Origin of the sequence: Psychrobacillus sp. NPDC096623, assembly GCF_044762655.1 — a bacterium.
In the GTDB taxonomy this organism is placed as follows: domain Bacteria; phylum Bacillota; class Bacilli; order Bacillales_A; family Planococcaceae; genus Psychrobacillus.
Map to the genome: position 1 here is coordinate 71,614 of NZ_JBIWER010000008.1, position 11,743 is coordinate 83,356.

Annotated in this window: 14 protein-coding genes and 1 riboswitch; of the genes, 4 read left to right on the plus strand and 10 right to left on the minus strand. The window is 38.6% G+C overall.

Features of this window, described 5'->3' with window-relative positions; genetic code table 11:
• Nucleotides 1-145: 145 nt before the first annotated feature.
• From ACIQX2_RS17775 to ACIQX2_RS17790, 4 genes are all read right to left on the minus strand, one after another.
• A complete protein-coding gene (locus tag ACIQX2_RS17775) occupies nt 146-436 on the minus strand; it encodes a hypothetical protein (RefSeq protein WP_402853499.1) in 291 nt (96 codons plus the stop codon).
• A gap of 73 nt (nt 437-509) precedes the next feature.
• Entirely contained in the window at nt 510-1,418 is a 909-nt protein-coding gene (locus ACIQX2_RS17780; RefSeq protein ID WP_402853502.1) for a methyl-accepting chemotaxis protein, read from the minus strand.
• A 22-nt stretch (nt 1,419-1,440) separates the two neighbouring features.
• A complete protein-coding gene (locus tag ACIQX2_RS17785) occupies nt 1,441-2,529 on the minus strand; it encodes an NAD(P)/FAD-dependent oxidoreductase (RefSeq protein ID WP_402853505.1) in 1,089 nt (362 codons plus the stop codon).
• Nucleotides 2,530-2,532: 3 nt separating this feature from the next.
• Nucleotides 2,533-3,564 (minus strand): S66 family peptidase, encoded by a 1,032-nt coding sequence (locus tag ACIQX2_RS17790; protein ID WP_402853508.1) that lies wholly within the window; start codon nt 3,562-3,564, stop codon nt 2,533-2,535.
• A gap of 118 nt (nt 3,565-3,682) precedes the next feature.
• Between ACIQX2_RS17790 and ypfJ the strand changes: the two genes are divergently transcribed.
• The 3 genes from ypfJ to ACIQX2_RS17805 all read left to right on the plus strand — a co-directional run bounded on the left by ypfJ (nt 3,683) and on the right by ACIQX2_RS17805 (nt 6,363).
• Entirely contained in the window at nt 3,683-4,531 is an 849-nt protein-coding gene (gene ypfJ, locus ACIQX2_RS17795; RefSeq protein WP_402853511.1) for a KPN_02809 family neutral zinc metallopeptidase, read from the plus strand.
• Nucleotides 4,532-4,604: 73 nt separating this feature from the next.
• Nucleotides 4,605-5,447: a diaminopimelate epimerase gene (gene dapF, locus ACIQX2_RS17800; RefSeq protein WP_402853514.1), complete on the plus strand. Its 843-nt coding sequence runs from the start codon at nt 4,605-4,607 to the stop codon at nt 5,445-5,447.
• 352 nt (nt 5,448-5,799) lie between these two features.
• Nucleotides 5,800-6,363, plus strand: a complete 564-nt coding sequence (locus ACIQX2_RS17805; RefSeq protein WP_402853517.1) for a 3D domain-containing protein — start codon at nt 5,800-5,802, stop codon at nt 6,361-6,363.
• 18 nt (nt 6,364-6,381) lie between these two features.
• Here ACIQX2_RS17805 and ACIQX2_RS17810 read toward each other — a convergent pair whose 3' ends face one another.
• The 3 genes from ACIQX2_RS17810 to ACIQX2_RS17820 are packed head-to-tail and all read right to left on the minus strand — an operon-like array spanning nt 6,382 to nt 8,482.
• Nucleotides 6,382-7,023, minus strand: a complete 642-nt coding sequence (locus tag ACIQX2_RS17810) for an NUDIX hydrolase (protein ID WP_402853520.1) — start codon at nt 7,021-7,023, stop codon at nt 6,382-6,384.
• Nucleotides 7,024-7,053: 30 nt separating this feature from the next.
• Nucleotides 7,054-7,296: a DUF3006 domain-containing protein gene (locus tag ACIQX2_RS17815; protein ID WP_402853523.1), complete on the minus strand. Its 243-nt coding sequence runs from the start codon at nt 7,294-7,296 to the stop codon at nt 7,054-7,056.
• Nucleotides 7,283-8,482 (minus strand): MBL fold metallo-hydrolase, encoded by a 1,200-nt coding sequence (locus tag ACIQX2_RS17820; RefSeq protein ID WP_402853525.1) that lies wholly within the window; start codon nt 8,480-8,482, stop codon nt 7,283-7,285. The genes ACIQX2_RS17815 and ACIQX2_RS17820 overlap by 14 nt, the downstream gene beginning before the upstream one ends.
• Nucleotides 8,483-8,597: 115 nt before the next feature.
• Nucleotides 8,598-8,642, plus strand: a riboswitch (PreQ1 riboswitch).
• 7 nt (nt 8,643-8,649) lie between these two features.
• On the opposite strand from ACIQX2_RS17820, the gene ACIQX2_RS17825 reads away from it, so the two are divergent.
• Nucleotides 8,650-9,132: a QueT transporter family protein gene (locus ACIQX2_RS17825; RefSeq protein ID WP_402853528.1), complete on the plus strand. Its 483-nt coding sequence runs from the start codon at nt 8,650-8,652 to the stop codon at nt 9,130-9,132.
• A 42-nt stretch (nt 9,133-9,174) separates the two neighbouring features.
• On the opposite strand, the gene ACIQX2_RS17830 is transcribed toward ACIQX2_RS17825, so the two are convergent.
• Genes ACIQX2_RS17830 through ACIQX2_RS17840 form a run of 3 tightly spaced genes read right to left on the minus strand, consistent with a single transcriptional unit; the run spans nt 9,175 to nt 11,681 of the window.
• Entirely contained in the window at nt 9,175-10,068 is an 894-nt protein-coding gene (locus ACIQX2_RS17830) for a glycine betaine ABC transporter substrate-binding protein (protein ID WP_402853530.1), read from the minus strand.
• A gap of 5 nt (nt 10,069-10,073) precedes the next feature.
• Entirely contained in the window at nt 10,074-10,718 is a 645-nt protein-coding gene (locus ACIQX2_RS17835) for an ABC transporter permease (protein WP_402853532.1), read from the minus strand.
• Nucleotides 10,719-11,681 carry an ABC transporter ATP-binding protein gene (locus tag ACIQX2_RS17840; RefSeq protein ID WP_402853535.1) on the minus strand — a complete coding sequence of 321 codons (963 nt, stop codon included), beginning with the start codon at nt 11,679-11,681 and terminating at the stop codon, nt 10,719-10,721. It lies immediately after the preceding gene.
• Nucleotides 11,682-11,743: the final 62 nt, after the last annotated feature.

The window sequence follows — 11,743 nt, forward strand, 5'->3', positions numbered from 1 at the left end:
GGTGGCAACGCCTTTGTGACCCACCTGAAACGGAAATCATAGGATTATTCATTCTTACTAATCCTTGAACCCAGTGTTCACGGAACATTTTTATATACTTTCTCTTCTTTCAAAAAAACATCTACGCTATTCATAACGTAGATGCTCAAGAGTGTTCAGTTTTTAATAACTTAAAGCCTTGTATAAAGTTCGAAGGGTTTTCCTGAATTTGAAAAGGAAAAACACCTTGGTTTGTATGAAGATATAACAGACCTCCTCCAAACGAGAAAGGTTTATGTGAAACATCATATACATGCTGCAGCTTAAATGTATGCCGCTCAGATATGATTCCTTCCATTGTTAATCGAAGTTCGAATTGCTTTTCAACCTGCTTCATTTGAAAATAGAAATCTATTTGTCGTTCAATTTCAATGTAGCCTATGAAATATGCACTCACCCTTGCACCTCCTATATCTCATCTAGTTTAGCATGATTAGAGGGTCGTTATACATGTTGTAAACTCCTGCTGTTTAAATAAGCTTCACAAATTCAACAGCTTGACCTTCTAATTTGGTCGCTGCAGAGGAGATATCCTTGAATTCCTCTAAAGCGGAGCGTATTTCTTCCTGACTTTTTTCGATACTTGCCTGAGAGCTGCTATTACTACTCGTAACTTTTTCCACTTGTTTCGCGATACCTTCGATGTTTTCACGTACTTCTACGATTGAGTTCTCTACTCTTCCCGCTAGTTTACGTACTTCCTGTGCAACAACATTAAACCCGCGTCCATGCTCTCCAGCACGAGCCGCTTCGATCGCGGCATTCAATGCAAGTAAATTCGTTTGAGCAGCAATTTCTCGAATAGTTTGCACGATTCCACGGATTGAATCTGCTTGTACTTGTAGGCTTTGCAAAGTTTCCGTATTTTCTTTGGAGCCAGTGGCAATTTCATCAATTCGCTGAAGTAATTCCTCACTTCTTTTCGTACCAACCTCTGCACGCGTACTCAAATCCATCGACATTTCTTTCAATTCCTCTGTCACACTCATCAAAATTTCATGACGTTTTGTTACATTCGTTGCAACTTTAGTGACTCCTAACACCTGACCAACAGAACCGAAAATGGGCATATACGTTGCTTCTAGCATGACACTTTTACCCTGTTTACTTTTACGTTCCACCTTATTACTGAAGCCATTTCCAGCCATTAAATCGTTCCAAAACTTTTCATAATCAGGATGATTTATTAACCTAGGAAAACATAATTCTTTATGCTGCTTCCCCATTAATTCATTGACCGAATAGCCCATCTCTCTTGCAAAGTTTTCATTGACATATGCAACACGACGATCTAAATCAAATCGAATAATAGCTAGATTTTTCTCTAGAGCCTCCACAACACTCATATCGTTGACTTCTTCTATCTGTGAATAATTCATGCTCCCGTCCCCTTTATGCTATTCATATTGATGTATATTCCGTTAAATCCAAAACCGTTTCTTCTCCTAAGATTAATCTTGCTAACTCCGAACCAACAAATGGTCCTGCTGTTAAACCTGATGCCCCTAAACCATTGGAGAAATAAACGGACTCATAACCAGGTAACTTTCCAATTACAGGGAGAAAGTCTGGAGTATAGGGTCTAAATCCTACTCGAACCTCGGAGATTGAAGCGCTACTTAGTGAACTAGCGATACTTACAGCGCTCTGTAGTAGCTCTTGTTTACCAGCCTCTGTCACCTCTGTATTAAAACCTGTGTTCTCCTCGTACGTGGAGCCCGCAACAACCTTACCATCCTCAAACGCTAATAAATACTGATTTGTAGGTGGCAACACGACCGGCCATTGTCCTGTGTCCCGATCTTTCAATTGAAAATGCATAATTTGCGCTTTTTGAAAACTAACTTTCATGTCTATATCAAGCTCCTGCGGTAATTCATTGCCCCATGCACCTGTTGTTAACACGATTGCATCTGCTTCCATTAGCTGACCATCGACTTCTAAAGCACCCCTAGAAAATGTGGCGTTGCCATAAATAACTTCTGCTCCTAGCTTTTTAGCAGCATTTATTAATGCGTCACGCATTGCCCCACCATCCACTCGAGCAGCGCCCTCCACATACAACGAAGTGAAGTCCTCTGATATTAGGGGAAATCGCTCTTTCGTTTCATATGGTGATAGTAGTTTTAGTTCACCTATTTCAGGAGCATCCACTCGTTTTTCCATTGCTCGCTCCAGCATTTTCTGTAGTTTTTTTGGATCATTTTGAAGGGCAATAGCCCCCACTTGTTTATAACCTGTGGAAGTTTCTCCTAGATTCTCTAGCTCTTTTACTAGCTGTTTATAATAACTTGCACCATTTTTAACTAATGCGTACCAATTTTTGTTTCTTCGTTGAGAGATCCAGGGGCAAATTATCCCTGCTGCTGCTTCAGATGCCTGCCCTTTATCCTGCCGATCGATTAGCGTGACTTTCACATTTCGTTTAGCGAGATGGTATGCAGTAGATGCCCCTAGGATTCCCCCACCTATAACGATATAAGAAGACATCGATTATTCCACTCCACTTTCTAAAATAGAAAACGATACTTTTTCACAGTTAATTTCTGCCATCGCCCCATATGGCAGCACAAATTTAGGCTCTGTATGTCCAAAGTTCAAGTTATATAAAACTGGTAGGTTCTCTAAGAAAAGCTCCTTCATGATTATACGAATGGACTCCTTGTATTCCTCATAGTACTTCTCGTTTTGAGGCTTACCAAAAATTATACCTTGCGTCTGCTGGAGAATTCCTTGAGTGCCATAATTACGTAGCCAATATTCTAATTGACCAGGGGCAGGTAGCTCCTCAGACGTTTCGAAAAATAAAATACTGTCTTTCCAATATTCTTCTGCTGGCCAAAGTGAAGTACCCTTAGCAAATTCTAATACTTCTATACAGCCTCCGATCAATCTACCTCGCACTACCCCAGAACCTTGCAAGAGTTCATAGCCTTTATTCGGATTCATCTTACGTTTTTTATCCTTATTTTCAATGATCCATTCTAGACGTTCACTTGTCCATTCTGGTGCAGGCTTTACTTCACTTATTGCATCGTTTGTAAACAATGCTTTTTTCAACGCCTCTACCGTATACTCATGCATCTCTACATTTTCTGCGAAATCCATTAATATAGCTGGGCCGTAAAAGGAAGATATTCCTGCTTTGTGACAGAATAGATGCGTTACAGTAGAATCTGAATAACCGATAAATATTTTTGGATTATCTCGAATCACATCAAAATCAATATAAGGTAATAATCGAATGCTTTCGCTTCCTCCAATATTAGAAAATATTGCTTTAATAGAAGGATCCTTAAATGCATTCATTAAGTCTTCTGCTCGAGCTGCAGGGTTTTCATATAAATATTTTCCACCCTTTAAACTGTTTGGCATTGCGATAACCTCGAGTCCAAACACCTTTCTTAATCTATCTATACCTTGCTCATATCTCCACCGTAAATCAGGTTCGCCAGCCCCTCCCCATGACAAACTAATAGTCGCCACCTTGTCTCCGGCTCTTAACATTTTTGGTTTTTTCAGCATGACAAATCCCCCTTTTTATTCATTATAAAGCAATACGCACCTCTTGCATGTCTAATTTTAAAATAATTGGGTATAAACAATATACATACAACTCAATGTAGAAAAGGACGTGTGAGGGATGAAATGGAGAGGTCGAACAGGCAGTTCCAACGTAGAAGATCGTCGTGGAATGGGTGGTGGTAAAGCAATTGCTGGCGTAGGCGGTGGCTTAGGATTAATTATTGTAATCATTGTTTCGTTACTTGGAGGAAATCCAGAAGATCTTATGGGTAACCTGGGTACAACAGACCAATCAAACGGGGTCCCTTATGAAGAAAGTGAACAAGAAAAAGAACTTTCTCAATTCGTTTCCGTTGTATTAGCCGATACAGAAAAGGTATGGACTAAAATATTCCAAGATAACGGAATGGAATACGTCGAGCCAACTTTAGTTTTATATACAGATAGTGTCAATTCTGCCTGTGGTGCAGCTGGTGCAGCTGTTGGGCCATTCTATTGTCCAGGCGACCAAAAGTTATATATCGACTTAAGCTTTTATCAGGAACTACAAACAAAGTTTAATGCTCCTGGAGATTTTGCTATGGCTTATGTTATTGCACATGAAGTCGGTCACCATGTCCAAACATTACTTGGGACAACTGAGCAAGTAATGCCCCTTCGACAGAAGCTAAGTGAGGAAGAATTCAATAAATACTTAGTCCGCTTTGAGCTACAGGCAGATTATTTCTCTGGAGTATGGGCTAAGCATGCGCAAGGAATGGGCTATTTGGAAGAAGGAGATTTGGATGAAGCCTTAACTGCTGCAAGCGCAGTTGGAGACGACACACTACAAAAACAAGCAAGAGGTTATGTCGTTCCAGAAAGTTTCACCCATGGTACATCTGAACAACGTAAAGGTTGGTTTTATAAAGGCTATGAAAACGGTACGATTCAAGGTGGAGACACGTTCAATAGCAAAACTCCCTAACATATTTTCTCATTGAACCCTGTGCTATAATGGGATAAATAAGAAAATTGCGATAAAAGGAGTTACGTTATCAATGAAAATACCTTTTACGAAAATGCATGGCTGTGGAAACGATTATATTTATATTAATTGTTTTGAGCATGACATAGACGATCCTAGTACGTTAAGCAAGCAAATATCTGACCGACATTTTGGTATTGGGGGTGATGGGATTGTACTCATATGTCCAACCGATAACGCAGATGCAAAGATGCGGATGTTCAATATAGATGGCAGTGAAGGTAAAATGTGTGGAAATGCTATCCGTTGCGTCGCCAAATACGTTTACGATAATAATATTGCTGCAAAAGATGTGTTAACGATCGATACACTAAGTGGTACAAAAACAATTGAACTCTTGATCGAAAACGGCAAAATGACTTCCGCAAAAGTAGATATGGGAAAAGCTGTTATTGAGCCAGCCCTAATACCAGTCCAATCTAAGGAAACAAACCCATTAATAAAATTTCCATTTCAAGTGGAAAACAAAACTTATCACATTACAACTGTATCGATGGGTAATCCCCATTGTGTAGTGTTTGTAGATGATCCAATGCAAGTAGATTTAGCCCTTATTGGTCCAAAATTTGAGCATCATTCGTTTTTCCCAGAAAGTGTCAATACAGAGTTTATCTCCGTAGAAAGTCGCGACACTATTCATATGCGTGTTTGGGAACGCGGGAGTGGCGAAACTCTTGCCTGCGGAACTGGAGCATGTGCTGCAGTAGTAGCCGCAGTTCTAAATGGGCTTTGCGACAAGGATTCCGATATAACGGTAAAACTATTAGGCGGTGACCTTGTTATCCGCTACACCGATGAGGGTGTGTACATGACTGGTCCAGCAGTGAGTGTGTTTAATGGGGAAATTTTAGTGTAATACGTATGGAGAGCCATTCTGGTGAAAACTAGAATGGCTCTTTTTTGTTGTGTGTATGGGCTATCTTTAGGGGTTTATGGGCTAAAATGAGTTATTTATATGATATCGCTCGAATTATCGGGGAATTTGGCGGGTTTATGGGCCATTCTTAGGATTTTATGGGCTTTCTATCACATATTTTACAAATCTATGGTATAAACTATCATTCAATTTAATAGACTATAATCTACTAATGTTAATTATCATCGACAATATTATTAAGATTTGTAACGTTATTGGTAAGGTGTCGTAATATTCTCGTAATAAACTATTGGTAAGATATGCATAGACTAAATAGCAAGGGGTAGAGTATTTGAGAAAAGTTCTTGGGACACTCATAATCACAATTGCACTATTGGTTAGCGGGGCAAGCACAAGCCTAGCCGCATCTTCAACTTATACGGTTCAAAAAGGAGATACTTTGTATAAAATTGCTAAAACACACAAAGTGTCGGTATCAACTTTAAAATCATGGAATAATTTAAAAACAAATAACATTAAACCAAAGCAAAAGTTAAAAGTATCATCAAAGGCGTCAACAGCTGCAAAAAAGAAAACACCCTCTAGATCGACTGAAGATAATGTAGTGAAGGAAATTATAGTGAATGCAAGTGCATTCACAGCAAGCTGTAATGGATGCTCTGGTGTCACTAGTACAGGCATTAATCTCAAACGTAATCCCGATGTAAAAGTCATCGCCGTAGATCCAAAAGTAATTCCACTTGGCACAAAAGTTTATGTCGAAGGTTATGGATATGCAGTAGCAGGGGATACTGGTAGTGCGATCAAGGGAAATAAAATTGATGTATTTTTCCCAACGAAAAGCGAAGCCTATAAATGGGGTCGTAAAAGTGTGAAAATCAAAATCTTAGATTAAATTATATAACCAACTTTCTTAACAAGAAAGTTGGTTTTTTGATGTAAAACAAATAAGTTTTTTGCATATTTCCTCGTAGTAAGATTGTTCATGTGGCACAAATATCGCTTTCTTCACTTTTTGATGAATCGGACTTCTAGCTCCATTTGCCTCTACCTTGAAACCGATAACCTCTATTTCTTCTAGTTCACCTTGCCATAAACTCACAAATTGAGAAATCTCGACTCGAACTATTCCCGAAACTTCCTCTTTCTGCAGCGTAAATTGCTCCCATTCCAATGCACAGTCATATAAAAATACATGCGCTAATTCATTATCTACTAAATCACCCGTCGTTACGGAATACTTCATAACTCCAAGTGAATAGAGTTCCTCATAGAGCACGTCAATCCCAAGCTCCTCTTTCACCTCTCTTATCCCATCGAAAACTGTTTCAGTCTCCAGTAAATGCCCTGCTGCAGTAATGTCCAATAGCCCAGGATAATCCTTTTTCAAATCACTTCGTAATTGCAAATAAACATATTCTTTTCCCTTATTTTCACCTATAAACCAGCATTGAAATGTCTCATGCCATAAACCGAGTTTATGAATTTCCTCACGAGTTTCCACACCTATTTGCTTATGCTGCTCGTCAAATACTTTTAGTAACTCCTGTTCCATATTGACACCTCTTCTTGAATTTATTATGTTTTATTGTTTTTTCAATCGGTCAAGTAATTGGCGAACCTTTTCCTGCTGCCCTATAGTTTCTTCTTTAAGAAGTTCGATTTCATATTTATCTTCTATTGCTGAAATATTCACTATATCTCCTTGTTTTAGCTTAGCATTTAAATTAGAACAATGGATTTGGATGCTCTCAATTTCATTTGGATATTTCAAAAAGACTGCAAAATCGCCTTCAAAGCGGTCAAGTGTGTATTTATTCGAATTCACTCACAATCTCTCCTTCGTTATTCAATAAGATGGCTGCATCCCCATCATTTCTCCACATTTGCCCTGTAGTCCATTTCAAATAGCCAGAGCCTTCTTTTGCTTCGGGACCACTTGATACGTATATTGTCTTACCAGGCTGCAGGCTAATGTTTGGAAATTTGAATGTTTGATTGCCAACCACGGAAACTAACTTCCAATCCTTTAAACTAACAGCAGTGTCACCAGAGTTGGTAATTCCGACTAGCTCACCTCGAAGATCCTTCCTAGAAATAGAAATCCCTAAGACTCTATCAGCGATTTCAGTTGGTTCCACGCTTCCGCTTGTTATTACGCTGTAATCTACTCCATCTGTTTCCACTACTATGTTGCCAACTTCAGCAGTCCCATACATTTGGGAACTTATATGTTCTATCCTTGACTTAACCTCTGAATGTGGGTGACCGTACGAGTTATCCTTTCCATAGCTTAAAATGGTGATTTTTGGTTTTACTTTCTGAATAAAATCCTCCGAGCTACTCGTATCTGAACCGTGATGCCCTGCTTTTAAAACGGTTGCTTCCACATTAGCCTCCTTTAGTAGACGCTTTTCCACTTTAGTATCTGCATCGCCCATCAATAGAAAAGAAACCTCTCCGTACGAAATTTTTAATACGATGGATGCTTCATTATTATCGTTAGATTCGTCTCCGACATGTAAAACAGTGATATCTACATCATCATCCAGAGGAATTGTATCTCCAATACTTGGTACAATGAACGGGATATTTTTGTCTAAAATAAGCTGCAGCATCTTCTCATAGGTTTGAGAGGTATGTACTTTTCCGGAATCTACAAAGTTTTTAATAGATATAGAGTTCAATACGGAAATAAGCCCTCCGATATGGTCTGCATCCGGATGAGTAGCCACTACATAATCGAGTTTCTCAATACCTTTTGTTCTTAAATAAGCTACTACATCTTTTCCCGCGTCTTTCGTACCTCCATCAACTAGTAGATTTCTTCCACTTGGTGATTGTACTAAGATAGAATCTCCTTGTCCTACATTTATAAAATGGACATTCATTTCTTTGCCCGACTCGACGGGTATTTGAGACGTTTCTATTTTTTTATCTGGTTGTTGAACTAAAGTACAGCCACTCATCATTACAGCTATACATATACAAACTAGCATTACTATCTTTCTCATTTAAAACCTTCCTTTTCGTTACTCTGTATCATTCTAGCATAGGAAAACAGGGCTTATATATGACAATTCCCCTTGACAGTTGATAACAATTCGCATAAAATAACTCTTTGTGAAAACTAACGTGGTTCGAGAACCTCCCACGGAAAAAAACTAAGGAGAAATGAATAATGAAAACAAAGACTATTGCAGTAACTGGTGTTATTGCCGCTCTTTATGTTGCGGTATCTCTACTAGTGGCTCCTTTTGCATTTGGTGCAGTGCAATTTCGTATTGCAGAGATGTTTAATCATTTAATCGTATTTAATAAAAAATACTTTTTTGGAATTGTATTAGGGGTATTCATCACAAATATGTTCTCTCCAATGGCAGCATTCGACCTAACATTTGGAGTAGCGCATTCTATCATTACATTATCGCTAACGATTTTGGCAACTAAGTATGTAAAAGGTGACATTGCCCGCATGGCTATCAATACACTTCTTTTTACATTAACTATGTTTATCATCGCATTCGAGTTAATGCTTGCTTTTGGAGTACCTTTCTTCTATACATGGTTAACAGTTGCAGCTGGAGAATTCGGTGTATTAGCTGTCGGAATCCCGATTATTTATGCTTTAAATAAACGACTAAACTTCAAAACGTTAATCTAAATAATTTCACCCGATTCTAGATTGCTAGAACCGGGTGTTTTTTTATTTCTCAATTAAACCTTTCTCTACTAAAAAGTCATGAGCTACATCCTCCGGCTTATCGCCATCAATATCAACTCTCGCATTCATTTTCAGCATATCCTCTTCCGATATTTTCCCCGCCAACTCATTTAACGCATCTTCCAGCTCAGGAAACTTTTCAAGGGCATCCATACGAACGACAGGTGCGGCATCATATTTAGGGAAAAATCCTAAATCATCGGTTGTAGTTTGTAAATCAAAACGTTCAATGCGTCCATCTGTCGTAAATGCAGGTATGACATCGACATCTCCATTTTTCAATGCTTCATACATCACATTTGGATCTAAACTTTGCGTTTCTGAAAATACAAATGGATATGTATTTATTAAATCGTCAAAGCCATCACCTTTTCTTTCATAAAATGCATGAGGTGCTCCAAAAACCATATCACCAGTTTTAGAAGCCTCCACCAAATCAGAGTAAGTTTCTGCATTGTACTTATTATCTTTTGTATAAGCTAATGTATACGTATTTTCAAATCCAAGAGGACTTAACCACGTAGCCTTAAACTTCTCCTCATAGCCTTTTCTTACTTTTTCGAGCACACTATCTGAGCTTTCTCCAACCTCAGATTCAACTTTCAAAACATCCTTTAAGCCTGTGCCCGTATACTCTACGTACAGATCAATATCGCCTTTTTCTAGAGCAGGAGTCATAATCGCTACTTCTCCTAGACCTTCTTTATATTCCACATCAATATCTGTTTTCTCTTCTATATATTGTCCTATAATCTGCGGGAGTATAAATTGCTCTGTCCACGGTTTTCCGCTAATTACTAACGTTTCCTCAGAGTTCGAGCAGGCACTTAAAAGCATTACTGCTGAAAGCCCCGCCATTCCCATTAACTTTTTCATACGCTTCATCCTCTCATACTCATTCCTTTTGGTGTAGCTCTTTTTTCAATCCATTTCAATAGAAAATCAAACATAATTGCTAATAACGCAACAGGTAAAGCACCTGCTAAAACGAGTGAATTATTATAGGATTGCAATCCACGGTAAATTACGTCCCCTAACCCACCTGCTCCTACAAATGTTGCCAGTGTAGCAATACCTACAGTCAGAACTGTAGCTGTTCGAATTCCTGCCATTATAAATGGTAACGCAAGCGGAAATTCAATCTGCCAAAGCAGCTGACTTTTAGTCATCCCCATCCCTCTTCCAGCCTCAATCATAGATTCATCAATGTTTGAAATACCGGTATATGTATTACGTAAAATGGGTAAAAGTGCGTATATGATTAAAGCAATTAAAGCAGTTTTTGTTCCAATTCCAATTAACGGTACTAGAAATCCAAATAACGCCAGGCTAGGTATAGTTTGAAATATTGCAGTGATTCCTATAACGGGCTCAGCTACTTTACGATACCTTGCAACTAAAATCCCTAGAGGTAATGCAATTGCAATCCCGATTGCCAACGCAATAAAAGATAAGTAAATATGCTGAATAAATGCCTCCTGTATTAAATCGGAACGACTTTGAATAGTCTCTATAAAGCTACTCACCTATACCACCTCTTCCTTGGCTAGCATTGCTCGAAGAAGGATGGATTGATTGACAAAACCTAGCACCTCGTTGCTGCGCTTTACTAGTAGTCCCTTTGTACTTTCGTTTTCCAGTAACGAAATAGCCTCTTCTACAAACATAGAGGCGTCTACCTCAAGATAATGTGAATCCCATTCGCTGTCGAAAAAGCTAGCAAAATCCTGTAACTCTCTTTTTCCAATTGATTTTTTCCGATTAATTCTTTCAATTCCGATAAAGTTTTTCACGAAGTTATTAATAGGATTTTCTATCAACTCAGTAGGTGTTCCAACTTGCTCAATCATGCCATCTTTCATGAGGACAATCATATCGGCAATTTTTAATGCTTCATCAATATCATGCGTAACAAAAACGATTGTTTTCTTAATCTTTTCCTGTAAATACTTTATCTCATCTTGCAATTGTTCACGACTTATCGGATCTAAAGCACTAAATGGTTCATCCATTAAAATAATATCCGGGTTCGCAGCAAGCGCCCGCACCACCCCTACTCGTTGCTGCTGACCACCACTTAGTTCAAGTGGATATTTAGGCAGAAACTGATCGGGTTGAAGGCCAACCATTATCATTAATTCGTGAATGCGCTCAGTTGTCTTATCCTTTGTCCAACCCTTCAAATTCGGTACAAGCGCAGCATTTTTTTCTATTGTCATATGCGGAAACAAACCAATTCGTTGAATAACGTATCCAATCGTTTTTCTGAGCTCTACAGGGTCTATAGTGGATATAGGTTTCTCTCCTACGAAAACTTCACCAGACGTAGGAATTTCTAATCGATTAATCAGTTTTAAAAGAGTAGTTTTCCCGCATCCGCTAGGTCCAATGATGACCACTAATTGTTCCTTTTGAATCGTTAGAGAGACATCCCGCAAAGCTTCTGTTCCATCTGGAAAAACTTTCTTAATATTTTCGAAACGAATCAACTCACTTGCCCCCCTTTCTTCTACTATATTTACCTCCTCCCATGTTTACCCTAAATAGTTTA